Raw genomic sequence first — 23,993 nt, 5'->3', positions numbered from 1 at the left:
GAGGTAATCCAGGTCCCTGCTGTGGCCGGATTCTTACGTCATGCAACGGGTCCGTGACGTGCTGTGTCGCTGCGCGACTGTGCGTTTCAACCGGGCTTGGGAACCGGGTTCCGTGGTGGTTGATTGGGGCTACCAGCGTCGAAAGGACCCGCCATGACGGAACAATCTGACCTCAGCCCGAAGACACTCCGCCACATTCTCGGACACTTCGCCACCGGACTGACGGTGATCACAGCAGCAACAAAGCACGGACCGGCCGGCTTCACCTGCCAGTCCTTCGCGTCCCTGTCCCTGGAACCGGCGCTGGTCACCTTCAGCCCGGCACGGACCTCCAGCACCTGGCCGCTGCTGCGCGAGGCCGGCCGGTTCACCGTCAATATCCTGCCCGCAGAACACCAGCACCTGGCGGCGCAGTTCGCCCGCTCGGGAGCGGACAAGTTCGCCGGCGTCGACCACGCGCCCTCGCCGCTGGGCAACCCCGTCCTGGACCAGGCGCTGGCCTGGGTCGATTGCGAACTGCACCAGGAGTACGACGGCGGCGACCACACCATCGTCGTGGGCGCGGTGCGCGCGCTGAGCGCCCGCCCCGACGCGGAGCCCCTGCTCTTCTTCAAGGGCGACTACGTGGGTGTCCGGTCCCGGGCCGGCGCGCTGGAGAGCGTGGCATGACCATGAGCGCGGCCTGGATCGTCATGGCATGTGGCGTGCTGCTGGCCGGCGCGGGCTTGTGGGCGGCGTGGCCCTGGACGGCGGCGGTGCCAACCGTTCCGTCCCAAGGGCTCGCGCCGGAGGATGCGGAGCAGCCGTTCCCGAGGACCGGGGCCCATTGGCTTGACGGGTATGTCATCTTCGGAAGCACCTACCTCTAGGAACACCGGCCGCGGCCCGTGCGACCCGCGCATTGCCTCGCCAGGAAACGTAAACCCAGCTCATGCCGGGTACGCCCGATTCCGGTGCCTGCTCCCCGCCGGCCCGGCGCCCGAAGCATGGCCGCATGGGACCGGCGTCGGGCGCGCCGCGCTGGCGTAAGATGGAAGGACCCGCTGACCCCGGCCGCGGACGGTGCGAACCGGCCCGGTACGGATCACGGCGACAGACCATATTCATACTGGAGGGGACCAGAGGCCCGCGGGCCAACACCATGACTGAAGCAGCGAACGGCAAGGCCCGGTTCAGCGCCGGAGAGCGCACCGCAGGGGAATTCCCCCACTCCCTACCAGGGTTGCGGACGGAGGTGGTCTTGTTCGACGACTCAGAACAGATGGTCCAGTCGCTGGGCAGCCATGACGAAGCCTTGCGGTTCATCGAAAACCAGTTCCCTGCCGTCGATTTCCACGTCCGGGGGAACGAGCTCGCGATCAGCGGCCCGGCCGCCGACGTGCCGCGGATCATGCGGCTGCTCAACGAGGTACGCGGGCTGGTCGCCAGGGGCACCGTCATCACCCCGGCCGTCCTGCAGCAGCTCGTCTCGCTGCTCCGCAGCCAGTCGCTGCAGAACCCGGTGGAAGTGCTGACCACCAACATCCTCTCCACCCGCGGCAAGACCATCCGGCCCAAGACGCTGAACCAGAAGAACTACGTGGACGCGATCGACGCCAACACGGTGATCTTCGGGATCGGGCCGGCCGGTACCGGCAAGACCTACCTGGCGATGGCCAAGGCCGTCCAGGCCCTGCAGCAGAAGGAGGTCAGCCGCATCATCCTGACCCGTCCCGCCGTCGAGGCGGGGGAGCGGCTCGGCTTCCTGCCGGGTACCCTGAGCGACAAGATCGACCCCTACCTGCGGCCACTGTATGACGCCCTGCACGACATGATGGACCCGGAATCCATTCCGCGCCTCATGGCCGCCGGCACCATCGAGGTGGCGCCGCTGGCCTACATGCGCGGCCGGACGCTGAACGATGCCTTCATCATCCTCGACGAGGCACAGAACACCACTCCGGAACAGATGAAGATGTTCCTGACCCGCCTGGGCTTCGGCTCCAAGATGGTGGTCACCGGCGACGTCACCCAGGTGGACCTGCCGTTCGGCACCCGCTCGGGGCTGAGGATCGTCGAGGAGATCCTGCAGGGAATCGATGACGTCAACTTCTCGGTACTGGACGCCTCCGACGTCGTCCGGCACCGCCTGGTCGGGGACATCGTTAACGCCTACAGCATCTGGGATGAAGTCCAAAGGAACCGGGTCAAGCACTCCGTAGCCCGGGAAACGCGGGGAGAACGCGCATGAGCATTGAGGTCAACAACGAGTCCGGCGTCGTCGTCGACGAGGCCGGACTCGTGGCCCTGTCGCGTTTCATCTTCGAACGCCTTTACATCCACCCGCAGGCGGAACTGTCCATCCTGCTGGTGGACGAACCGGCCATGGAAAAGCTCCACCTGGAACTGATGGACGAGCCCGGCTCCACCGACGTCCTCTCCGTGCCCATGGATGAGCTGACCCCGGGCACCCCGGACAAGCCGACGCCGCAGGGCATGCTCGGGGACATTGCCATCTGCCCCCAGGTGGCCAAGGTCCAGGCCCGCAACGCCGGCCACTCCACCCAGGACGAGATGCTGCTGCTCACTACGCACGGCATCCTGCACCTGCTCGGCTATGACCACGCCGAGCCGGAAGAGAAGGAAGAGATGTTCGGGCTGCAGCGCGAACTGCTGACCGCCTTCACCGGCAAAGCGGCCCCGTCCGAGACGATTCAGTGACCCCACTGATCCTCGCCGGCATGGCGCTGGTGTTCCTTGGCGTTGCCGCGGTGCTCACCGCAGCCGAATCCGCCTTCAACTTCCTGCCCCGGCACGACGCCGAGCAGGCGGTCCTGCACAGCAGGGGAACGTCGCTCAAACGCATCCTGGCGCAGCCCGTGGGGCACATGCGCGCCCTCCGGTTCTGGCGGGTCTGGTTCGAGACGGCAGCCGCCGTCGCCGTAACCGTCCTGCTCTCCAGCATGCTGGAGAACGTCTGGCTTGCCGGCCTGGCGGCCACCGGCATCATGGCGGTGGTCGGTTTCGTGATCGTCGGCGTGTCCCCGCGCCAGCTAGGCCGGGTTCACTCCGCCGCGCTGGTCCGGTTCAGCGCCCCGCTGGTCCGCTCGCTCTACGCGGTGCTGGGCCCGATCCCGGGCTGGCTGGTGCGGCTCGGCAGCGTCGTGGCCCCCGGCGCGCCCGCCGACAGCGAGGCGTTCTTCAGCGAGGAGGAATTCCGCGAGCTCGTGGACCGTGCCACCGAGTCCGACGTGATCGAGGACAACGAGGCCGAGCTGATCCAGTCGGTCTTCGACTTCGGGGACACCCTGGTCCGCTCCGTCATGGTCCCGCGGACCGACATCCTCACGATCGACTCCGGTTCAAGCCTGCGGCGCGCGATGTCAATGTTCCTGCGCTCCGGGTACTCCCGGATCCCCGTCATCGGCGAGAACACGGACCAGATCCTGGGCATTGTGTACCTCAAGGACGTCGCCGCCTCGCTGCACAACCTTGGCGCCGACGAGCAGCCCCCGGTGGTGGACGACCTCGCCCGAGACGTCCGCTACGTGCCGGACTCGAAGCTGGTCAGCGACCTGCTGCGCGAACTCCAGAAGGAATCCACTCACGTGGCGATCGTCATCGACGAATACGGCGGAACGGCGGGGCTGGTCACGCTCGAGGACCTCATCGAGGAGATCGTCGGCGAGATCGTGGACGAATACGACACCGAAAGCGCCGAGGCCGTGGCGCTCGGCGACGGAACCTACCGGGTCAGTGCCCGCATGAGCATCGAAGACCTCGGCGAACTCTTTGACCTGGAGCTCGACGACGACGAAGTGGACACCGTCGGCGGCCTGCTCGCCAAGGCCCTCGGGCGGGTGCCGATTGTCGGCAGCGCCGTCCAGGTCCACGGCCTGTCCCTCCGCGCCGACCGGCTCGAGGGCCGGCGGAACCGCGTCAGCCACATCATTGCGGCCGCCGTAGCAAAAGAAGAAACTGACCTTGAAGACCTTCTCGACGAGGCCGCACCAATCCAACAGGGAGTCTCACGTGAGCAAGCAGAATAAGTCCGACGGCGGCGCAGCCCAGAGCGGCTACCGCGCCGGTTTCTCGGTGCTGGTGGGGCGGCCCAACGCGGGCAAGTCCACCCTCACCAACGCCCTGGTCGGCCAAAAAGTCGCGATCACCTCGGCCAAGCCGCAAACCACCCGCCACACCATCCGCGGGATCGTGCACCGGGACGACGCCCAGCTGATCCTCGTCGACACCCCGGGCCTGCACCGCCCGCGCACCCTGTTGGGGAAGCGGCTGAACGAACTCGTCGCCGACACCCTCGCCGAGGTCGACGCGATCGGCTTCTGCCTGCCGGCCAACGAGAAGATCGGCCCCGGTGACAAGTTCATCGCCGCCCAGCTCGCCGCCGTCGGCAACAAACCGATCATCGCGATCGTGACCAAGGCCGACACCGTGGACCGCCAGGCCCTCACGGAGCAGCTGCTCGCCGTCGCCGCCCTGGGCCGCGAGGTCCTCGGCGAGGAGGGCTGGAAAGACATCGTTCCGGTCTCCGCCACCGACGGCTTCCAGGTCGATACGGTCGCCGACGTGCTGATCAGCCACATGCCGGCGTCGCCGCCGCTGTACCCGGACGGGCACCTGACGGACGAACCGGAAGCGGTGATGATCGCCGAACTCATCCGGGAGGCAGCCCTCGAAGGCGTCCGCGACGAATTGCCGCACTCCCTGGCCGTCGTCGTCGATGAAATCGTTCCGCGGGAAGGCCGGCCCGAGGACCGGCCGTTCCTGGACGTCCGCGTCAATCTGTTCGTCGAGCGTCCGTCCCAGAAGGCCATCATCATCGGCAAGGGCGGCGCCCGGCTCCGCGAGGTCGGAACCAACGCGCGCAAGGGGATTGAGGCGCTCCTGGGCGCCCGGATCTACCTCGACCTGCACGTGAAGGTCGCCAAGGACTGGCAGCGCGATCCGAAGCAGCTGGTCAAACTGGGCTTCTGAGCAGGGCCTTTACCAGGCCAATTGCCCGCCCCGCCGCTCCCAAGAGCGGGACCATCGGGGTTTTCTCAGATTCGGACACTAAAATGGGCAGACTCCCGTTCGTGAAGGAAGGCTCAACAAGTGGTTCGACCCCGTGACAACCGTGCCGCCGGTTCCACCCCGCCGGCCCGGTCAGCTGCCGCTGCCCGGCACACGGCCGACGCCTCCGTTGGCCCTGCCCGCCACCTCGGTGCCGTCCGGCGAACCCCCACCTGGCTGAAAGTCACCACGGGAGTCATCGCGGTGCTCCTGGTCGGCGTGGTCGCATTCGGCGCCTACTGGACCATCCGGCTCCAGGGCAACCTCACCAAGGCCCCGCTGAGCGCCGGCAATGTCCAGTCCGGGAGCGCCGTAAACGACTCGACGGACCGGATGCAGATCCTGATCCTCGGCTCGGACACCCGAGACGGCAAGAACTCGCAGTACGGCACCAGCGATGACTCCACCGGTTACGGCCACTCTGACGTGATGATGCTCATGGACATCTCCGCGGACAACAAACGCGTCAACGTCATCAGCTTCCCGCGCGACCTGCTGGTGGACATCCCGCAGTGCACGGATCCGAAGACGAACAAGGTCTACCCGGCCCAGAGCGGCGTCATGATCAACTCGGCGATGTCCGAGGCCGGCATCGGCTGCGCGGTGGACACCGTCAACAAGCTCACCGGCCTGCAGATCGACCACTTCATGATGGCCGACTTCAACGCCGTCAAGGAACTCTCCAACGCCGTCGGTGGCGTCGAGGTGTGCGTCAGCGACGCCGTATATGACCCCGATTCGAAGCTGAGGCTGCCCAAGGGCAACTCCACCGTCCAGGGCGAACAGGCACTGTCCTTCGTGCGCACGCGGCACGCGTTCGGCGACGGCGGCGACCTCGGCCGCATCAAGGCCCAGCAGGGCTTCCTGTCCGCCCTGACCCGGAAAATCAAGGATGACGGCACGCTCACGAACCCCGCCCGGATGCTCGGCATCGCGGACGCGATCACCAAGAACCTGACCATCGACGACGGCCTCGCCTCGGTTCCGACGCTGCTAACAGTCGGCAACCGGCTGAAGAACATCGACGTCGGCAAGGTGGCCTTCGTGGCCACGCCGACGGTCCCGGCCGAATCCGACCCCAACCGGCTGCAGCTGGCCGAGCCCGCGGCGCCCCAGCTCTTCGACGCCATGCGCAGGGACGTTGACCTGACCGATCCGACGGCGAAGCCGGCCGCCTCACCAAGCGCCAGTGCCACCCCGACGCCAACCGCCACGGAACCGGCCTACGACAAGACCCTTCAGCCCATTACCGTGGCCAACGGCTCCGGTGCGCCGGCGCGGACCCAGGAAATCGTTCAGGCCGTCAAAGCCGGCGGGTTCTCCAAGGTTGGCCAGCTGGCGGCTCAGCCCGTCGCAAAAACCGCGGTCTACTACGGGGCGGAGTACGCCGATGTCGCCGCGGACGTGGCTGCCCTGCTCGGCGTGGCGCCGGGCCAGGTGCTCCCGGCTGCCGGCGTCGTCGGTGTCCAGGTCTACCTGGGCGGCGACTTTGCCAACGGGACGCCGACGGCAGATGCCACGCCGCAGCTTCCCGCCAACATCGTCAACCAGACGGCCGGCGACACGGTCTGTCAGCAGGCGAACCCGGCGCTGATCACCCGCTAGGTCCCGCACGCAGAAAGGCCCCCGTTCATTTCTGAACGGGGGCCTTTCGCGTTCTTACCGGATGAACGCCGGGGTCACCAGATGCTGACGCGCTCCTGTGGCGCCATCCACATGCCGTCCCGATCCGTGACGCCAAATGCGTCATGGAAGGCGTCCAGGTTCTTGGCGATTTCGTTCGTTCGGAACTCGTTGGGCGAGTGCGGGTCAGTCGCCAGACGGCGGATGGCCTCTTCATTCCGGATGACCTGCCGCCACCCTGCGGCCCAGGACGCGAAGAAACGCTGGACCCCGGTCATGCCGTCGAGCACAGGGGATTCCTGCCCGTCGAGGCTGATCAGGTAGGCCTTATACGCAATGGTGAGGCCGCCGAGGTCGCCGATGTTCTCGCCCAGAGTCAGCTTGCCGTTGACGTTGTGGCCCGGGGCGGCGCTGGGGGAGAGCGCGTCGAACTGCGCCACCAGCTTCGAGGTCAGTGTCTCGAAGGCGGTCCGGTCGTCCTCGGTCCACCAGTTGCGCAGCAGGCCGCTGCCATCGTACTGCGAGCCCTGGTCATCGAAGCCGTGGCCGATTTCATGGCCGATGACGGCACCGATCCCGCCATAGTTGACCGCGTCATCGGCGTCGGCCGTGAAGAACGGAGGCTGCAGGATGGCGGCGGGGAACACGATCTCGTTCAGCAGCGGATGGTAATAGGCGTTGACCGTCTGCGGGGTCATGAGCCACTTCTCGCGGTCCACGGGCTTGCCGACCTCGTCGAGGTGTCGGTCGACGTCGGCGCTGTGCGCGCGCTCCACGTTCCCCAGCAGATCTGCGGGATCTACCCGCACCGCCGAATAGTCGATCCACTTGTCCGGGAAACCGATCTTGGCTCGGAAGGAGTCCAGCTTCTTGAGCGCCTCGAGCTTCGTGGCCTCGCCCATCCAGTCCAGCCCGGTGATGGATTCCCGGTAAGCCTCGATCAGGTTGGCCACGAGGGTCTGCATGCGAGCCTTATGGCCCTCGGGGAAATGCTCGGCCACGTAGATCTGGCCGACGGCCTCACCCAGTGCCGCCTCGACCACCGCGACGCCGCGCTTCCAGCGGTCCTTGATCCGCGGCGTCCCGCTCAGCTTGGTGCCATAAAAAGCGAAGTTTGCGTCCACGAACGCCGAGGACAGGTACGGGGCGGCCGAGCTGACGACGCGCATGGCCAGCCACTCCTGCCAGGCCGCCAGCGGTTCTGTCTCCAGCAGCGACGCGGCGCCGGCGAAGAAATCGGGGGTGCTCATCACCAGTTCGGTTCGCTTCTCCGGCTCGATGCCGGCGGCGTCGAACCAATCGGCCAGCAGCGGGAACAGCTCTGCCGCCTCGGCGGCGGACTTCAAGTTGTACGTCTTCTGCGGATTCCGCAATGTCACGTTGTCCCAATGGTGTGAAGCCAGCGCGGTTTCCAGCGCCACTACGCGGCCTGACGCGCCCTCGGGGTCGGCCACGTCCGCGAGGCCGAGCATAGCCTGGACGTACTCACGGTAGGCCTGGACCATCGGGGCGAACTTCTCTTCCCGGTAATACGACTCATCCGGCAGGCCGAGGCCACCCTGGCCGGTGTACAGCAGGATCCGGTCCGGGTTTCCGGCGTCCGGAGCCGGGTAGATGTAGAACAGCCCCGAGACGTCGGCCCGGAAGAGCCGTCCGGCCAGCGCAACCAGTCCGGCCACGGACTCCGTGGCAAAGACCTCCGCGAGCCGGGCCCGGAGCGGCTCCAGGCCCTTGGCCTCCACCGCGGCTTCGTCCATGAAGCTGTTGTAGAGGTCCCCGATCTTCCGCTCGATGCCGGTGGCGTCGGCGCCGCGCGCGGCGGCCCGCTCGATAATCTCTTTCACGGCGAGCTCGGAAGCATCGCGCAGCGAAGTGAACGTTCCCTCCAGCGGCCGGTCGTCCGGGATGACAGTGCTCTTGAGCCAGCCGCCGTTCACGTGCTGGTACAGGTCATCCTGCGGACGGACGCTGGCGTCGATGGTGGACAGGTCGATCCCCGAAAGTGGCACGTATGCTCCTTTGAGAGGCAGTCCGGCACCGGAGCGTGTGATCGGTGCACGGTCTGCATGGTGGACGTTGCGGTGGTCTGGCTCCTTCATCTTACGCACCCGTGTTACTGTGAAATGGTGCGCGCAGAACTGCTTCTCCTTAGCTGCCGCGGCGAGGCCTCAGACGCGATCTAGCGCAAGGCCCACCCTCGCTGCGGAGTTTGTGTTGCCCGGCCACCCTTTCACCAAGAATCACAGAAAAGGCCCCGATAAGTAATGCGAAACGCACAGAAGCCCTCAGGAATGCCGGTCCACCGCTACATCCCGTTCCAGGACCAGATCACCGTTGAACTGCCGGACCGCACCTGGCCGGACAAAGTCATCACCAAGGCCCCGCGCTGGTGCGCAGTGGACCTGCGGGACGGTAACCAGGCCCTCATCGATCCCATGAGCCCGGCCCGCAAGCTGAAGATGTTCCAGCTGCTGGTCCAGATGGGCTACAAGGAGATCGAGGTCGGCTTCCCCTCCGCATCGCAGACCGACTTCGACTTCGTCCGGCAGCTGATCGAGGGCAACCACATCCCCGACGACGTCACGATCCAGGTCCTGACCCAGGCCCGTGAACACCTGATCGAGCGGACCTATGAGTCCCTGGTCGGCGCGAAACAGGCGATCGTCCACCTCTACAACTCCACGTCCGTCCTGCAGCGCCGCGTGGTGTTCAACCAGGATGAAGACGGCATCCTGGACATCGCCCTCCAGGGTGCCCGGCTGTGCAAGAAGTACGAGGAAACCCTCGTCGATACGCACATCACGTACGAATACTCGCCCGAGTCCTTCACCGGGACCGAGCTGGCCTACGCCGTTCGGGTCTGCAACGCGATCGCCGACGTCTTCGAGGCATCCGCCGACAGCCAGGTCATCATCAACCTGCCCGCCACCGTTGAGATGGCCACCCCCAACGTCTACGCCGACTCCATCGAGTGGATGAGCCGCAACCTGCACCCGCGGGAGGGCATCATCCTGTCCCTGCACCCGCACAACGACCGCGGCACCGGCGTCGCCGCCGCCGAGCTGGGTTACATGGCGGGCGCAGACCGGATCGAGGGCTGCCTCTTTGGCAACGGCGAGCGGACCGGCAACGTGGACCTGGTGACCCTGGGACTGAACATGTTCGTCCAGGGCATCGACCCCATGATCGACTTCTCAGATATCGACGAAATCCGCCGCACGGTGGAGTACTGCAACCAGCTGCCCGTGGCCGAGCGGGCCCCCTATGGCGGAGACCTTGTCTTCACCGCGTTCTCCGGCTCGCACCAGGACGCGATCAAGAAGGGCCTGGAGGCACTCGAAAAGGATGCCGCCGCGGCCGGCAAGGACGTCGCCGACTACACCTGGCAGGTCCCGTACCTGCCGGTGGACCCGAAGGACCTGGGCCGGAGCTACGAGGCGGTCATCCGGGTCAACTCGCAGTCCGGCAAGGGCGGCGTCGCCTACCTGCTCAAGAACGAACACAGCCTGGACCTGCCGCGCCGCGCCCAGATCGAGTTCTCCGGCGTCATCCAGAAGCGGACCGACACGGTTGGCGGAGAAGTCAGCGGACCCCAGCTGTGGCAGGTCTTCCAGGATGAATACCTGCCCTCGGGTTCCGCCGACGCGCAGTGGGGACGCTACGCCCTCGGCTCGATCAGCACCGAGACTGACGAGGACGGCGACATGACCCTGACCGCCGCGTTGAAGATCGACGGAAACCAGGTCCGCCGGACCGGCACCGGCAACGGCCCCATCGCGGCCTTGCTGAGCATCCTGCGCGAGGACGGCGTGGACGTCCGGGTCCTGGACTACAGCGAACACGCACTCTCCGAGGGCGGCAGCGCCCTGGCCGCCGCATATGTCGAATGCGCCGTGGGCGAGCGCGTGCTCTGGGGCGTGGGGATCGACGCCAACACCAGCACCTCGGCCCTCAAGGCCGTCATCTCGGCCGTGAACCGCGCCATCCGGGACGCCCGCGCCTGATTTGGTCCGCCGACACGGCAACCCCCCCACTGACGAACTGCGCCGCCGGATCATTCCGGCGGCGCAGTTTTTTGCCGTCGCAGCGTTTTCAGCACGGCAGCAGGGCGTTGCCCATGCCGTGAATCAACAGAGACAGTGCGAAGATTAACTGTGGCCCAACAATCCTTCGCAGCGCGCGCCTACCGTGATGACGCCGTCGTACTGCGTACCCACAAGTTGGGCGAGGCGGACCGGATCATAACCCTGCTGACGAAGCACCACGGCCAGGTGCGTGCGGTGGCGAAGGGCGTCCGCCGCACAAGCAGCCGATTCGGCGCGAGGCTGGAACCGTTCATGGTGGTCGATCTGCAACTGGTTTCCGGGCGGACCCTGGACGTTGTCACGCAGGCCGTGGCCAAGGGCGCCTACGGCTCAAACATCGCGGCCGACTATGGCCGGTACACCGTGGCGGCCGCCATGACGGAAACGGCGGAGAAGCTTACGGACGTCGACGGCGAAGCCGGAACTGCCCAGTACAACCTGCTGGTGGGCGCGTTGGCGTCGCTGAGCCGTGGAGATCATGCCTCCGAGCTCATCCTGGATTCCTACCTGCTCCGGGCCCTTTCGACCGGCGGCTGGGCGCCCAGCTTTACCGACTGCGCCAGATGCGGTGCGCCGGGCCCGCACACGGCTTTTTCCGCACCGCTGGGCGGCATGGTCTGCCCAGCGTGCCGGCCGCCGGGATCCCCGGCGCCGGCACCGGAGACGGTGCTCCTGCTCGGTGCCCTGCTGACGGGGAACTGGACGACGGCGGATGCCTCGCAGTCCGTCCACCGCCGGGAGGCGGCCGGCCTGGTGGCGAGCTATCTCCAGTGGCATCTGGAACGAGTCCTGAAATCCCTCAAACATGTGGAGCGAACGTAAAAGTGGCATTGGGAAGAAGTCTGGGAAGGAACCTGGATAAGAGCCAGGCGAAGCAGGGCAAAGTCCGGCAGCGGACCACGCCGGTGGTGGCTCCCTATCCGCACCCGTCCGGCGCGGTGCCGCCGGCCATCCCCGCGGAGCTCATTCCGCGGCACGTGGCGATCGTCATGGACGGAAACGGGCGCTGGGCCAACCAGCGCGGCCTGCCGAGGATCGAAGGCCACAGGGCGGGGGAGCCTGCCCTGTTGGACGTCATGGCCGGCGCGATCGAACTCGGGATCGAGCACGTCAGCGTGTACGCCTTCTCCACTGAGAACTGGCGCCGGTCCCCCGAGGAGGTGCGCTTCCTCATGGGCTTCAACAAGGACGTGCTGCGCCGGCAGCGGAACCAGCTGGACGAGTGGGGCGTGCGCATCCGTTGGTCCGGGCGGCGTCCGAAATTGTGGGGCTCGGTGATCCGCGAACTCGAAGAGGCCGAGGACTATACCCGGGGCAACAGTACGTGCACCCTGAACATGTGCGTCAACTACGGCGGACGCGCCGAGATCGCCGACGCCGTCGCCGCGATCGCGGAGGAAGTGGCGCAGGGCCGGCTCAAGCCGGGAGCCATCACCGAGCGCACCATCCAGAAGTTCCTGGATGAGCCGGACCTGCCGGACGTTGACCTGTTCCTGCGCAGCTCCGGGGAACAGCGGTTGTCCAACTTCATGCTGTGGCAGTCGGCCTACGCCGAGTTCGTGTTCCTGGACACGCTGTGGCCGGACGTGGACCGCCGGACACTCTGGGACGCCGTGGAGATCTATGCCCAGCGGGACCGCCGCTACGGCGGAGCGGTCGACGCCGCCTCCGCCGCGGGCGGCGAGGTCACCTGACCGGCTTGCCGATACTGGACGGCGTCGTGGTCCGCGTCAATCGAACACGTACGCCCTGAGCCACCGGGACAGCCGGGAGTAGGCGTCCGCGCGGACACGGGGTGCGGACAGGAAGACGTCGTGCAGGGCGCCGTCAATCCGCTCCAGCGTGACGGTGCGGCCCAGGCTGAGCGCGCGCAGGGCGATCGTGTTCACGTCCAGGACCGCGTCGGTGCGGCGCATGGACTCCTTCCAGAACATCCCGTTGGCGCTGGCACCGGAAATCAGCACGAGGATGGGCACATCGATGTTCAGGCCGCGGGCCACCTTGGACTGTCCGCTTAGCACGGCGCTGAGCCAGCCGGCGCGGACCGGAAAGGCGTGCGGCGGGCGGTAGGCATCGTCCAGGGCCCATTCGCCTTCCGCGGCGCTGCTGATGCTGCGCCAATAGAAGGCACGCTCAGGCAGCCGGATCACCGACTCCGGCCAGAACCTGGCGAACGGCTCCACCATGGTCCGGGCGGCGCGGCGCAGGGCCGGGCTGCCGTGGACCTCCAGCCACGGGCTGTCCAGGACCAGATGAGATGCCACCCCGGGATGCCGGTCGGCCCACAACGCCGCGATCAGGCCGCCGGTGGAGTGACCCATCAGCGTCAGCTGCGGCGCCGCTCCGGCCGGTCGGAGCGAGCCGATGATGCCGATCGCCGCCGTGATTTCGGCGTCGTAGTTGTCCAGGTCGGCCACGTACCCGCCGTGCGTGCCCGGCCGCAGGCTGCGGCCGTGGTTGTGCATGTCGAGGGCGAAGAACTCAAAACCCTGCCCGGCCCAGAATTCGGCGAGTTCCTCGTTGAAGAAATAGTCACTCCAACCGTGCAGGAACAGCACGGCCCGGGCAGGCAGCGCCGCGGGCTGCGCCGGCCCGAGCGGGACGTAGCGGACCAGGGTTGCGGTGCGCAGCACGCCGTCGGGCCCGGCTGCCTCAAAGGCGCACGCCTGGAAATCGTCCCCCAGAATGTCCGTCCGCCACTGCATCGACTCTTCCTCCCGCGCTGCTTTCCTGTGCTGCTGGCCGCGCCGCTGACCTATGCCGCCGAAGCCGCGGCGCGGCCGGCCGAACGTCCGGAGAAGAGGCATCCGCCCAGGAACGTGCCCTCGAGTGCCCGGTAGCCGTGGATTCCACCGCCGCCGAACCCGGCGGCCTCACCGGCGGCGAAGAGTCCGGGTACGGTCTGCCCGGCGGCATCCAGGACCCGGGACTGCAGATCCGTGTGCAGGCCGCCGAGGCTCTTGCGTGTCAGGACCGAGAGCCGGACCGCAAGCAGGGGACCGTGGCGCGGATCCAGCAGCCGGTGCGGCGGCGCCACCCGCATGATCTTGTCGGTGGCGAAACGGCGTGCGGCCCGGATCGCCGCCAGCTGCGGGTCCTTGCCCAGCCCGCTGGAAAACTGCCGGTCCCGGGCCCGGATCAGGTTCTCGAGGGACTCGGGGTCAATGAGCCCTTCGCCGGTCAAACCGTTCATTTGTTCGGCTAGGCCGGCGGGATCCGCTGCCTGCAGGAAGTCCACACCGTGGTCCAGGAACCGTTGCAGCGGGGTGTCGCTGCCGGGCTTCAGCCGGGCGGCCAGCAGCCGGACATCCTTGCCGGTGAGATCGGGGTTCTGCTCCGATCCGGAGAGCGCGAACTCCTTCAGGGCGATGGCCCTGTTAAGGACGAACCATGAATGGGAATGTCCCGTGGCCAGGATGTGGCGAAGCGCCCCGAGCGAATCGAAGCCCGGAAACAGGGGAGCGGGGAGCGGCCGACCCGTGGCATCCAGCCACATGGCGGACGGTCCGGGCAGGATCCTGATGCCGTGCCGCGGCCAGACGGGAGCATGGTTGTGGATGCCCTCCGGGTAGTGCCACATCCGGTCGCCATTGATGAGGCTGCCGCCGGCCCGGCCCACGGCCGGGAGGAAATCCCCGTCCACGGAAGCGGGCACGCCGCTCAACATCCGCTCCGGCGCCACGCCGCCGGGCCATTGCCTGCGGACCGAGCCGTGGTTGCCGCCAATACCGCCGCTGGTCACCACCACGGCCGCGGCCGCAGCCTCGAAGGCGCCGGCCGGGCGCCGCGAAGACTCTTCGCCCCGCCCCGCGCTGCTGGCCTCGAGCAGTTCGCCGCGAACACCGCTCACCCGGCCCGCGGTTTTCACGAGCTCGGTGGCACGGTGCCGGAAATGGAAGGAGACCCGCCCGGCGGCTTCGCCTTCGCGCAATTTGGCCAGGAACGGGGCCGCCAGGGCAGGGCCGGTACCCCACGCGACATGGAAGCGCGGGACAGTATTGCCGTGGCCGTCCGGGCCGTAGCCGCCGCGTTCGGCCCACTGCACCAAGGGAAACAGCCTGACGCCCAGGGCCGCGAGCCAGGCACGTTTCTCCCCGGCGGCGAAGTTCACGTACGCGGCCGCCCACTTCTTTGCCAGCGCGTCCTCCGGCCTGTCGAACCCGGCGGACGCGTGCCAGTCTGCGAGGGCCAGCTCCTCGCTGTCCCGGACCCCGAGCCGCCGCTGTTCGGGGGAGTTGACCAGGAACAGGCCGCCGAAGGACCAGTGCGCCTGGCCGCCGACGGAGGCTTCGGGTTCCTGGTCGAGCACGGCCACCCGCCTGCCGGCGGCGTAGGCCTGGGCCGCGGCGACGAGTCCGGCCAGGCCCGCGCCGACCACCACCACATCGGCCTCGATCAAGCGGCCCGGCGCGCCGCCGCCCGTTCCGACACCTTCATTGCTGGTCATGGCTTCATGCTAACTCGGGCCGGCGCCCTTCCGGGGCCCGTCCCACTGCGCGACCCACCTTACTCACACGGGCAGTCACACCGTCAGTCACAACTCCCGCCGGCCGGTGCGTTGGTTTGGTCTGCGCGGGCCGAACCGGAAAACTAGAGGCATGCGCGTATATCCCACATTCTTCCGGCTCGCCTTCTCCTGGATGGACGCCGAACGCGCCCATAAGATCGGGTTCAAGGCCATCCGGCTCGCCCACAGCTGCGGTGCAGGGCGACTGCTGCACAAGTTCACGGCCCCGGCGGCGTCCCTGCAGACACAGGCCTTTGGCCTGACCTTCCCGTCGCCGTTCGGGCTCGCGGCCGGCTTCGACAAGGAAGGCCACGGCATCGAGGCTCTGACCGAACTGGGCTTCGGCCACGTCGAAGTCGGCACCATCACCGGACAGGCCCAGCCCGGAAACCCGGCGCCGCGGCTTTTCCGCCTGGTCAAAGACCGGGCCGTCATCAACCGAATGGGCTTCAACAACGACGGCGCCGCGGCGGTCGCGCCGCGGCTGAAGTCCGCCAGGGCGGCCTTGCAGCGGCAGCACCCCGGTGTGCGGCCCGTGATCGGGGTGAACATCGGCAAGAGCAAAGTGGTTGGGCTCGAGGACGCGGTGTCGGATTACCTGATCAGCGCGCGCAGCCTGGCCCCGGCAGCGGATTATCTCGTGGTCAACGTCAGTTCGCCCAACACGCCGGGCCTGCGGCTGCTGCAGGACGTTGAGACCCTTCGCCCACTGCTGGCAGCAGTGGGGGAGGAGGCGGACAAGGCGGCCGGCCGCCACGTTCCGCTGCTGGTCAAGATCGCGCCAGACCTCAGCGATGAGGACATCGACGACGTCGCGCGCCTGGCGCTGGACCTGAAGCTGGACGGCATCATAGCCACCAACACCACCATCGCCCGCAGCGGACTCTCCTCCAGCCAGGACAAGGTCGAAGCGTGCGGCGCCGGCGGGCTTTCCGGGGCACCGCTGAAAGCACGGTCCCACGAGGTGCTGGCAAGGCTCAAGTCCGTCACGGGCGGAGCCCTGACCCTGGTCTCGGTGGGCGGAGTCGAAACCGCCCAGGATGTGCAGCAACGGCTGGACGCTGGCGCCACCCTTGTTCAGGGCTACACGGCTTTCCTCTACGAGGGCCCGTTCTGGGCCGCCCGCATCAACCGGCTGCTGGCCAGCCACCCGAGCCGCCGCTAGGCGTTCAGGGCGGGCGGACCCAGACGCTGCGGCGCAACCCGAAGCCCGGGTTAACAGGGAAGCCCCCGGCAGTTCACTGAACTGCCGTGGGCTTCCCGGTTGAAGAATTCTAGGAGCGGATGATCAGGCGGGGAACTGGCCGCGGTTGACCTGGGGCTTGGGCAGGCGCAGGCGGCGGAACTGCAGGGAGCGCATGGAGCCGTACCAGACGGTGCCGCGCTCCACCTCGCCGAACTTTTCACCGAGCCGCTTCTTGAGCTTGCGGGAGAGGATGAAGACGTCCACGAAGACCGCCAGGAACATGACCCAGAAGGCGCCCAGGACGTAGATCATCTGCGAGCTGGAAGCAGGCACCAGCAGCGAGATGACAACGAACAGCAGGGCGCCGAACATGAGGTACTCGCCCAGGCTGAAGCGCGCATCGACGTAATCACGGGCGAAGCGCTTCTGCGGACCCTTATCGCGCACGGGCAGGAACTTCTCGTCACCGCTGTCCATGGCCTGCCGCATCTTAAGCCGTTGGTCCGCGACGGCGGCGCGCTCGGCGGCCTTGGAAGCCTTGCGGTCCTCCGGCACGAGCGGGCGCTTGCGGGCCGCCTCCTGGGCGCTCCGCTTGGGCGTGGGTGCGCCCTTGCCGGTCACGGCGCCCCGGGCTGCTGCCTCGGCCGCCTGCTGGTCAACTACGTCCTGCGCCGTAGGCGCTTCCTTTTTACGTCCAAACACCCCTAAAGAATACCCCGCAGACACAGGCGCGAGACCCAGCCCACACGGCATTGGGCCAGTGATGACTTTGTTCAAGGTTTAGCGTGATCCAGCGCACGGGTAGTGTTTTGGCCATGACATCTTCTACCGCGGGGAACCCGCAGACCGCACTGGACCACGCCGGCACCATCGATGCCGAAGCCCTCCGTCAAGCCGTTACCGAATCGTTCGATCAAACGATCAGCCTGTTGACGGATCTTGTTGCCATCCCGGGCATCGCCTGGCCCAGCTTTGATCCTGCCCCGCTGAACCGCAGCGCGGACGCCGTCGCCGGCCTGGTGCGTGCCAGCGGATTCGACGACGTCCGGATCCTCCGCTGCCACAAGGAAGACGGGACGCCCGGCGGGCCCGCCGTCGTCGCACGCCGTCCGGCCGCCGAGGGCAAGCCGACCGTTCTGCTCTACGCCCACCACGATGTCCAGCCGACCGGCGACCTGGCGCTGTGGGACACCGACCCGTTCACCGCCGTCGAACGCGACGGCCGGCTCTTCGGCCGCGGTGCCGCGGATGACAAGGCCGGCATCCTGGCCCACATTGCTGCCTACTCGGCGGTTACGCGTGTGCTTGGCGAGGAACTTGGCCTGGGCGTAACGTTCTTCTTCGAAGGCGAAGAGGAAGCCGGTTCCCCGACGTTCCGGTCCTTCCTCGAGACCCACCGCGAACTGCTCCGCGCCGACGTGATCGTCGTGGCCGACTCCAGCAACTGGAAGGTCGGCATTCCGGCGCTGACCACGAGCCTGCGCGGACTGGTGGACGGCACCATCGAGGTCAAGGTCCTGGACCACGCGGTGCATTCGGGCATGTTCGGCGGCCCGGTACTCGACGCCCCCACGCTGCTGGCACGCCTGATCGCGACCCTTCACGACGACGAGGGCAGCGTTGCGGTCGAGGGCCTGGTGAGCCGCGATGACGTGCTCGTGGACCTCACCGACGAGGAGTACCGAACCGACGCGTCCGTGCTCGACGGCGTGAAGCTGGCCGGAACAGGGAGCATTGCGTCACGGATGTGGACCAAGCCCGCCCTTTCCATCATCGGCTTTGACGCCCCGGCCGTGGACGTGGCCTCCAATACCCTCCTGCCGCGGGCGCGGGCCAAGTTCAGCCTGCGCCTCGCCCCCGGACAGGATCCGGCGGCGGCAATGGATGCGGTGCGCAAGCACGTTGAAACCAATGCCCCCTTCGGCGCGCAGGTCGTGTTCACCCCGGGGGAGAGCGGCAACTCCTTCCTGACCGACACCAGCTCGAAGGCCGCGTCCGTGGCTATGTGGGCCCTCGGCGAGGCCTGGGGCGTTCCCGCCGTTGAAATGGGGATCGGCGGGTCGATTCCCTTCATCGCGGACCTGACAGAGCTCTACCCCGACGTGCAGATCCTCGTGACCGGGGTCGAAGATCCCGATTCCCGCGCCCACAGCGCCAACGAATCGCTGCACCTCGGTGACTTCCGGAACGCCATCGTCGCCGAGGCCCTGCTGCTGGCGCGTCTCAACGAGGAAGGTGCGCTTTAGCCACCAGCCCGTCCCGGGCCGTCCGGGGGAACATCCAGCCGTCTCCCACAGTTACGTCAGGAGTTAGAGCTACAGGGCTGCGCGAAGTAGCATGTAGCTATAGCCCATACCGTTTAAGTAGGGGCGGGCACCGTGCGAACGGGGCCGCCACCACCGTTGCAAGAAGGTAGGCCATGAGCACTACAACCAATGAAAACAGCGCCGACGCCACTGCCGCTGAGGCCGGCGAGCTGGCCACGCATGAGGTCAAGCTGACCGACGTGGCAGCTGGCAAGGTCCGCAGCCTGCTCGAGCAGGAAGGCCGCACCGATCTGCGCCTCCGCGTTGCCGTGCAGCCCGGCGGTTGCTCCGGCCTGATCTACCAGCTCTACTTCGATGAGCGTTTGCTCGACGGGGACGCAGTGCGCGACTACGACGGCGTGGAGGTCGTGGTCGACAAGATGAGCGTTCCCTACCTCAGCGGTGCCAGCATCGATTTCGAGGACACCATCTCCAAGCAGGGCTTCACGATCGACAATCCCAATGCCGGCGGGTCCTGCGCCTGCGGAGATTCGTTCCACTAATTCTTATCCACTAAGGCCGGGCATTTTGCCCGGCCTTAGTGGCGCAGGATCCTCAACGAGCGGCGGCCATAAAAAGCTCCCGACGCACGGTGCGGACATGTGGGCGAAAACTCCCGGGGAGCGGTAAGCTCTACACCGAGTAGTAAAACTTTTCGTTTGCCCTGCCCGTAATTCGCGGGGCAACAGCAACAAGTAGGAAGGGCCGTCTGTGAGTTCGCAGAACCGAACCGGCAGCCGACGCAAACAGATCACTACGATCACTGGCTTGGCACTAGCCGGCGCGTTGGCTTTGACTGGATGTTCACCAGAGGTACAGAGGGGCTGGTTGCCCACCGAGCGTGACACCACAAATCACACTGGCCTCATCATGGACCTCTGGGTCAACTCATGGATTGCGGCGCTGGTCGTCGGCATCATCACCTGGGGCCTGATGATCTGGTGCGTCGTCGCCTACCGCCGCCGCAAGGGCACCGTGGGCTTCCCCCGCCAGAACAGCTTCAACCTTCCGCTTGAAGTGTTCTACCTGACGATCCCGCTGTTCATGGTCCTGGTGTTCTTCTACTTCACCGACCGCGACACCGCGTCGATCGATGACCGCTCCAAGCCGGCCGACGTCGTCGTCGACGTCCGCGGCAAGCAGTGGGCGTGGGACTTCAACTACAAAAAGGGTGAAGTCGTCACCGGGGACGTCCATGAAGCTGGCGTCCAGGCCCACCTGACCGGCAACGACGTGGACAAGGAAAAGCTGCCCACCCTGTACCTGCCGGTCAACAAGTCGATTGACCTCGAGCTCAACTCCCGCGACGTCATCCACTCCTTCTGGGTACCTGCGTTCCTGCAGAAGCGGGACATGATTCCCGGCAAGACCAACTACATCCGGTTCACCCCCACCAAGGAGGGAACCTACGACGGCAAGTGTGCCGAACTTTGTGGCGAGTACCACTCCGAAATGCTGTTCCGCGTGAAGGTTGTCTCCGAGTCGGAGTTCCAGGCGCACATGAACAAGCTGCGCCAGGACGGGAACACCGGCCTGCTCGGTGAAGAGTACGACCGCAACCCGGCCCCGACCGAAACCAAGTAAGGCGAGCGACGTGGCAACTTACACTCAATCCGCCGGGATCCTCGAGGCTCCCGTAGTACCGAAGTCCAAGGGGCGCATCGTCGTCAACTGGATCACCTCGACCGACCACAAAACGATCGGGTACATGTACCTGATCGCGTCGTTCGTCTTCTTCTGCTTCGGCGGCATCATGGCGCTGCTGATCCGTGCCGAACTCTTCGAGCCCGGCATGCAGATCCTGCAGACCAAAGAGCAGTACAACCAGCTCTTCACGATGCACGGCACCGTGATGCTCCTGATGTTCGCGACGCCGCTGTTTGCCGGGTTCACCAACGTCATCATGCCGCTGCAGATCGGTGCCCCCGACGTCGCGTTCCCGCGACTGAACGCGCTGGCCTTCTGGTTCTTCCTCTTCGGTTCAACCATCGCCGTGTCCGGCTTCATCACCCCGCAGGGTGCCGCGTCGTTCGGCTGGTTTGCCTACGCGCCGCTGTCCAACACGACGTTCAGCCCCGGCGTGGGCGGTGACCTGTGGGTCTTCGGCCTGGCGCTTTCCGGCTTCGGCACCATCCTTGGCGCGGTCAACTTCATCACCACGATCATCTGCATGCGTGCCCCCGGCATGACCATGTGGCGCATGCCGATCTTCACCTGGAACGCCCTCGTGACGTCCATCCTGGTCCTGATGGCCTTCCCGCCGCTGGCCGCCGCCCTGTTCGCGCTCGGCGCGGACCGCCGCTTTGGTGCCCATATCTTCGATCCGGAGAATGGCGGTGCCGTCCTCTGGCAGCACCTGTTCTGGTTCTTCGGCCACCCCGAGGTGTACATCATCGCGCTGCCGTTCTTCGGCATCGTCTCGGAGATTTTCCCGGTCTTCAGCCGCAAGCCGATCTTCGGCTACAAGGGCCTGGTGTACGCGACCATCTCCATCGCCGCCCTGTCCGTAACCGTGTGGGCCCACCACATGTACGTCACCGGCTCGGTCCTGCTGCCGTTCTTCTCCTTCATGACGATGCTGATCGCTGTTCCGACCGGTGTGAAGTTCTTCAACTGGATCGGCACCATGTGGCGCGGTTCCATCACCTTTGAAACCCCCATGCTCTGGAGCATCGGCTTCCTGGCAACGTTCCTCTTCGGTGGCCTGACCGGCATCATTCTGGCCTCGCCGCCGCTGGACTTCCACGTCTCGGACTCCTACTTCGTCGTGGCCCACTTCCACTACGTGGTCTTCGGCACTGTCGTGTTTGCCATGTTCGCAGGCTTCTACTTCTGGTGGCCCAAGTGGACCGGCAAGATGCTCAACGAGCGCCTCGGCAAGATCCACTTCTGGATGCTGTTCCTCGGCTTCCACGGCACCTTCCTGATCCAGCACTGGCTGGGTGTCGAGGGTATGCCCCGCCGCTACGCGGACTACATGCCGCAGGATGGGTTCACGTGGATGAACCAGTTCTCCACCATCGCCTCGTTCGTTCTCGGTGCCTCGCTGATCCCGTTCTTCTGGAACGTCTACATCACCTGGCGCAGCAATGAGCGGGTGGAAGTTGATGACCCGTGGGGCTTCGGTGCCTCGCTCGAGTGGGCCACGTCCTGCCCGCCGCCGCGCCACAACTTCACCTCCCTGCCCCGCATCCGCTCCGAACGTCCTGCCTTGGACCTGCACCACCCGGAGCTCTCCCAGTCCTACACCGTCGACTCGCCAGCTCCGGCAGCAGCAGCCCTCGGTAACGCCGACCAGAAGGACACCGCCAAGTGAAACTCGAATCAAGAATTTTTGGCTTCGGCGTCTTCTTCTTTGTGCCGGTGGCGTTCATCTACGGTTACCTGACCCACTGGAGCGAATGGGTAGGCATCCTCGGAATCCTGCTCGTGGGCGGTCTCGCCGGCATGATCGGCGCGTACCTCGGCTTCACGGGCAAGCGCGTGGGCATGCGCCCCGAGGACCGCAACGACGCCGAAATCCATGAGGGAGCCGGCGAACAGGGACACTTCAGCCCCTGGAGCTGGTGGCCGCTGATGCTGGGCCTGTCCTGCGCAACAGGCTTCCTCGGCCTGGCTGTTGGCTGGTGGATAGTCTTCATCGCTGGCGGAATGGCAGTAGTCGCCCTGGTCGGCTGGGTCTACGAATACAGCCGCGGTGACCACGCGCACTAGCGTCCACCCGGACTAAAAGTTCATATTGCACGACGGCGGGCCCCACCAAATGGTGGGGCCCGCCGTCGTATGCGCCCGGGACGCGCGGGTTGTGCGCGGGAGAGTGTCAGGCGGCTGCTGCCGACTCCAAAAGGACGCCCAGCCCCTCGAGTGCGGTCTGCGCCTCTGCGAGGCTGCAGAGGGCCGGGAGGGCCTCCGCAGCGACGGCCAGCTCGACTTCGCAGCCGCACTCGAAGTCCTCGGTCATGACTTCCAGCAGCGAACGGGCGTCGACGCCGGGCCTGCCGTCCTTGCTGATGGTGACCGGGAGTCCGGTGGCCGTGACGGCCCGGACAAATACGGCCGCCGGCCGGGCGTGGAGGCCGATGGCGGCCGTGACGATTGCCTTGCGAACTGGCAACGGGACTCCCTCATGCTGGTGTTGGTTCTGCAGGTGCTGCAAGTGGACGGGTGCCATCGACGACGGACTGGTCGGGACGGCGGGGATTCATCAGACCGGGCGGGCTCCGTTGCCCGTCAGCAGTCTGCAACTTCAAGGGTAGCCGCGGGGGAGGGGCTGGCACGACATGAGACGGCTCGGTGGTCTAGACCTGCCGGGCAACGGGCTTACCCTTGAGATATGAGTGTTTTACCCGCGCCGGAGCCCAACCGGAGGCTGAACCATGGCGTCCTCTAACGCGTCCAGGATGATTGGCGAGATCGACCGTGAGAGCGGCGTGCCCATCTACGTCCAGCTGCGGGAAATCCTGCGTGCGCACATCGCGGCCGCCTGCCCGCCGGGATCGGCGCTGCCGTCCGAGCGGGACCTTGCCCAGCGCTTCGGCCTTGCCCGGATGACCGTCCGCCAGGCCATCGATGCCCTGGTGGGCGAGGAAGTGATTGAACGCGTCGTGGGGCTGGGCACGTTTGTGCGCAAACCCAAACTCGATCTCCAGGTCAAGCTGACCTCCTACAGCGAGGAGATGCAGCGGCGCGGCATGGTCCCGGCTGCTAAGGTCCTGAGCTTCGAGCAGATCGCCGCCAGCGCCTTCCTGGCCCGTGAGCTGCAGCTGGAGGAAGGGACGCCGCTGGTCCGGTTCCGGCGGCTCCTGCTGGCCGACAACGAGCCCATGAGCGTGGACGAGAACTTCATCCCCGCCCACCGGGTTCCCGGCCTGCTCGACGGCGAACCGCCCACCTCCCTGTACAACGTGCTCAGCGAACGCTTCGGGCTGGTCATGGAATGGGGCGAGGACATGATCGAGGCGACGGCCGCATCGCCGTCGACGGCCAGGCTCCTGAACGTCGAGGTCGGCACCCCGCTGCTGAAGATCCAGCGCCACGCGTTCGTGGCCCGCGCCATGGTGGACTACTCCGTGTCCTACTACCGGGCCGACCGCTACAAGCTCTGGGTGCCCCTGCAGCGCCCCGGCGTCCGGCCCACGCGCAACTACGCCTCGGGGTACCGCCCGTAACCCAGACCAACGCAGGGTCCCTTGCGCCCATGAAACCCCTGGGTTGGGCGCCAAGTGACAACCATAGAA

Annotated in this window: 22 protein-coding genes; 17 read left to right on the top strand and 5 right to left on the bottom strand. The window is 66.6% G+C overall.

Going from position 1 to position 23,993, the window contains the following annotated elements; translation table 11 throughout:
• Positions 1 to 153 precede the first annotated feature (153 nt).
• The 7 genes from AC1DDO_RS03630 to AC1DDO_RS03600 all read left to right on the top strand — a co-directional run bounded on the left by AC1DDO_RS03630 (position 154) and on the right by AC1DDO_RS03600 (position 6,654).
• Positions 154 to 669 carry a flavin reductase family protein gene (locus tag AC1DDO_RS03630; RefSeq protein WP_476971447.1) on the top strand — a complete coding sequence of 172 codons (516 nt, stop codon included), beginning with the start codon at positions 154 to 156 and terminating at the stop codon, positions 667 to 669.
• Positions 666 to 869, top strand: a complete 204-nt coding sequence (locus AC1DDO_RS03625) for a hypothetical protein (protein ID WP_476971446.1) — start codon at positions 666 to 668, stop codon at positions 867 to 869. Before AC1DDO_RS03630 ends, AC1DDO_RS03625 begins: the two co-directional genes overlap by 4 nt.
• 272 nt (positions 870 to 1,141) lie before the next feature.
• On the top strand, positions 1,142 to 2,230 hold the full coding sequence (locus tag AC1DDO_RS03620; RefSeq protein WP_441408975.1) for a PhoH family protein: 1,089 nt from the start codon (positions 1,142 to 1,144) through the stop codon (positions 2,228 to 2,230).
• Positions 2,227 to 2,700 (top strand): rRNA maturation RNase YbeY, encoded by a 474-nt coding sequence (ybeY, locus tag AC1DDO_RS03615; RefSeq protein ID WP_476971445.1) that lies wholly within the window; start codon positions 2,227 to 2,229, stop codon positions 2,698 to 2,700. Before AC1DDO_RS03620 ends, ybeY begins: the two co-directional genes overlap by 4 nt.
• Positions 2,697 to 4,028 (top strand): hemolysin family protein, encoded by a 1,332-nt coding sequence (locus AC1DDO_RS03610; RefSeq protein ID WP_476867585.1) that lies wholly within the window; start codon positions 2,697 to 2,699, stop codon positions 4,026 to 4,028. The genes ybeY and AC1DDO_RS03610 overlap by 4 nt, the downstream gene beginning before the upstream one ends.
• Complete coding sequence (era, locus tag AC1DDO_RS03605; protein WP_441408973.1) at positions 4,012 to 4,971, top strand: GTPase Era; 960 nt, start codon at positions 4,012 to 4,014, stop codon at positions 4,969 to 4,971. The genes AC1DDO_RS03610 and era overlap by 17 nt, the downstream gene beginning before the upstream one ends.
• Positions 4,972 to 5,091: 120 nt before the next feature.
• The gene (locus AC1DDO_RS03600) at positions 5,092 to 6,654 is read left to right on the top strand and encodes an LCP family protein (protein ID WP_476971444.1); all 1,563 of its coding nucleotides are present in this window, start codon (positions 5,092 to 5,094) and stop codon (positions 6,652 to 6,654) included.
• Between the two features lie 74 nt (positions 6,655 to 6,728).
• On the opposite strand, the gene AC1DDO_RS03595 is transcribed toward AC1DDO_RS03600, so the two are convergent.
• Complete coding sequence (locus tag AC1DDO_RS03595; protein ID WP_476971443.1) at positions 6,729 to 8,681, bottom strand: M13 family metallopeptidase; 1,953 nt, start codon at positions 8,679 to 8,681, stop codon at positions 6,729 to 6,731.
• Between the two features lie 255 nt (positions 8,682 to 8,936).
• Between AC1DDO_RS03595 and leuA the strand changes: the two genes are divergently transcribed.
• The 3 genes from leuA (at position 8,937) to AC1DDO_RS03580 (ending at position 12,451) form a co-directional block, all read left to right on the top strand.
• Complete coding sequence (gene leuA, locus AC1DDO_RS03590) at positions 8,937 to 10,676, top strand: 2-isopropylmalate synthase (protein ID WP_476867588.1); 1,740 nt, start codon at positions 8,937 to 8,939, stop codon at positions 10,674 to 10,676.
• Positions 10,677 to 10,826: 150 nt separating this feature from the next.
• Positions 10,827 to 11,579 (top strand): DNA repair protein RecO, encoded by a 753-nt coding sequence (recO, locus tag AC1DDO_RS03585; protein ID WP_476971442.1) that lies wholly within the window; start codon positions 10,827 to 10,829, stop codon positions 11,577 to 11,579.
• Between the two features lie 20 nt (positions 11,580 to 11,599).
• Positions 11,600 to 12,451: an isoprenyl transferase gene (locus tag AC1DDO_RS03580; RefSeq protein ID WP_476867597.1), complete on the top strand. Its 852-nt coding sequence runs from the start codon at positions 11,600 to 11,602 to the stop codon at positions 12,449 to 12,451.
• A gap of 36 nt (positions 12,452 to 12,487) precedes the next feature.
• On the opposite strand, the gene AC1DDO_RS03575 is transcribed toward AC1DDO_RS03580, so the two are convergent.
• Together AC1DDO_RS03575 and AC1DDO_RS03570 are read right to left on the bottom strand one after the other, a co-directional pair.
• Positions 12,488 to 13,462 carry an alpha/beta hydrolase gene (locus tag AC1DDO_RS03575; RefSeq protein WP_441408967.1) on the bottom strand — a complete coding sequence of 325 codons (975 nt, stop codon included), beginning with the start codon at positions 13,460 to 13,462 and terminating at the stop codon, positions 12,488 to 12,490.
• Positions 13,463 to 13,512: 50 nt separating this feature from the next.
• Positions 13,513 to 15,204 (bottom strand): FAD-binding dehydrogenase, encoded by a 1,692-nt coding sequence (locus tag AC1DDO_RS03570; RefSeq protein WP_476971441.1) that lies wholly within the window; start codon positions 15,202 to 15,204, stop codon positions 13,513 to 13,515.
• A gap of 151 nt (positions 15,205 to 15,355) precedes the next feature.
• Between AC1DDO_RS03570 and AC1DDO_RS03565 the strand changes: the two genes are divergently transcribed.
• Positions 15,356 to 16,429 (top strand): quinone-dependent dihydroorotate dehydrogenase, encoded by a 1,074-nt coding sequence (locus AC1DDO_RS03565; RefSeq protein ID WP_476971440.1) that lies wholly within the window; start codon positions 15,356 to 15,358, stop codon positions 16,427 to 16,429.
• A gap of 123 nt (positions 16,430 to 16,552) precedes the next feature.
• Here the strand turns inward: AC1DDO_RS03565 and AC1DDO_RS03560 are convergent, their stop codons facing one another.
• The gene (locus tag AC1DDO_RS03560) at positions 16,553 to 17,152 is read right to left on the bottom strand and encodes a DUF3043 domain-containing protein (protein ID WP_476867592.1); all 600 of its coding nucleotides are present in this window, start codon (positions 17,150 to 17,152) and stop codon (positions 16,553 to 16,555) included.
• A gap of 113 nt (positions 17,153 to 17,265) precedes the next feature.
• On the opposite strand from AC1DDO_RS03560, the gene AC1DDO_RS03555 reads away from it, so the two are divergent.
• From AC1DDO_RS03555 to AC1DDO_RS03535, 5 genes are all read left to right on the top strand, one after another.
• Complete coding sequence (locus AC1DDO_RS03555) at positions 17,266 to 18,696, top strand: M20/M25/M40 family metallo-hydrolase (protein ID WP_476971439.1); 1,431 nt, start codon at positions 17,266 to 17,268, stop codon at positions 18,694 to 18,696.
• 173 nt (positions 18,697 to 18,869) lie between these two features.
• The gene (locus AC1DDO_RS03550; protein ID WP_441408962.1) at positions 18,870 to 19,259 is read left to right on the top strand and encodes a HesB/IscA family protein; all 390 of its coding nucleotides are present in this window, start codon (positions 18,870 to 18,872) and stop codon (positions 19,257 to 19,259) included.
• A 208-nt stretch (positions 19,260 to 19,467) separates the two neighbouring features.
• Complete coding sequence (ctaC, locus tag AC1DDO_RS03545) at positions 19,468 to 20,340, top strand: aa3-type cytochrome oxidase subunit II (RefSeq protein ID WP_441408961.1); 873 nt, start codon at positions 19,468 to 19,470, stop codon at positions 20,338 to 20,340.
• Between the two features lie 10 nt (positions 20,341 to 20,350).
• On the top strand, positions 20,351 to 22,072 hold the full coding sequence (ctaD, locus tag AC1DDO_RS03540; RefSeq protein ID WP_476867595.1) for an aa3-type cytochrome oxidase subunit I: 1,722 nt from the start codon (positions 20,351 to 20,353) through the stop codon (positions 22,070 to 22,072).
• Positions 22,069 to 22,470, top strand: coding sequence for a cytochrome c oxidase subunit 4 (locus AC1DDO_RS03535; RefSeq protein ID WP_441408959.1), 402 nt, complete (start codon positions 22,069 to 22,071; stop codon positions 22,468 to 22,470). The genes ctaD and AC1DDO_RS03535 overlap by 4 nt, the downstream gene beginning before the upstream one ends.
• 106 nt (positions 22,471 to 22,576) lie before the next feature.
• Here the strand turns inward: AC1DDO_RS03535 and AC1DDO_RS03530 are convergent, their stop codons facing one another.
• The gene (locus AC1DDO_RS03530; RefSeq protein WP_476869768.1) at positions 22,577 to 22,870 is read right to left on the bottom strand and encodes an HPr family phosphocarrier protein; all 294 of its coding nucleotides are present in this window, start codon (positions 22,868 to 22,870) and stop codon (positions 22,577 to 22,579) included.
• 262 nt (positions 22,871 to 23,132) lie between these two features.
• Here AC1DDO_RS03530 and AC1DDO_RS03525 point away from each other — a divergent pair, with 262 nt between their 5' ends.
• A complete protein-coding gene (locus AC1DDO_RS03525; RefSeq protein ID WP_441408957.1) occupies positions 23,133 to 23,924 on the top strand; it encodes a GntR family transcriptional regulator in 792 nt (263 codons plus the stop codon).
• The last annotated feature ends 69 nt before the right edge of the window (positions 23,925 to 23,993 follow it).

The organism is Arthrobacter sp. 10N43 (genome assembly GCF_056394525.1).
Note: the sequence above shows the minus strand (reverse complement) of the source record. Positions and strands in the feature narration are given on the sequence as shown.

Coding starts and splice junctions, on each gene's coding strand:
- AC1DDO_RS03630 (WP_476971447.1), top strand. CDS start 154: ATGACGGAACAATCTGACCTCAGCCCGAAGACACTCCGCCACATTCTC.
- AC1DDO_RS03625 (WP_476971446.1), top strand. CDS start 666: ATGACCATGAGCGCGGCCTGGATCGTCATGGCATGTGGCGTGCTGCTG.
- AC1DDO_RS03620 (WP_441408975.1), top strand. CDS start 1,142: ATGACTGAAGCAGCGAACGGCAAGGCCCGGTTCAGCGCCGGAGAGCGC.
- ybeY (WP_476971445.1), top strand. CDS start 2,227: ATGAGCATTGAGGTCAACAACGAGTCCGGCGTCGTCGTCGACGAGGCC.
- leuA (WP_476867588.1), top strand. CDS start 8,937: ATGCGAAACGCACAGAAGCCCTCAGGAATGCCGGTCCACCGCTACATC.
- AC1DDO_RS03575 (WP_441408967.1), bottom strand. CDS start 13,462: ATGCAGTGGCGGACGGACATTCTGGGGGACGATTTCCAGGCGTGCGCC.
- AC1DDO_RS03570 (WP_476971441.1), bottom strand. CDS start 15,204: ATGACCAGCAATGAAGGTGTCGGAACGGGCGGCGGCGCGCCGGGCCGC.
- AC1DDO_RS03565 (WP_476971440.1), top strand. CDS start 15,356: ATGCGCGTATATCCCACATTCTTCCGGCTCGCCTTCTCCTGGATGGAC.
- AC1DDO_RS03555 (WP_476971439.1), top strand. CDS start 17,266: ATGACATCTTCTACCGCGGGGAACCCGCAGACCGCACTGGACCACGCC.
- AC1DDO_RS03550 (WP_441408962.1), top strand. CDS start 18,870: ATGAGCACTACAACCAATGAAAACAGCGCCGACGCCACTGCCGCTGAG.
- AC1DDO_RS03525 (WP_441408957.1), top strand. CDS start 23,133: ATGGCGTCCTCTAACGCGTCCAGGATGATTGGCGAGATCGACCGTGAG.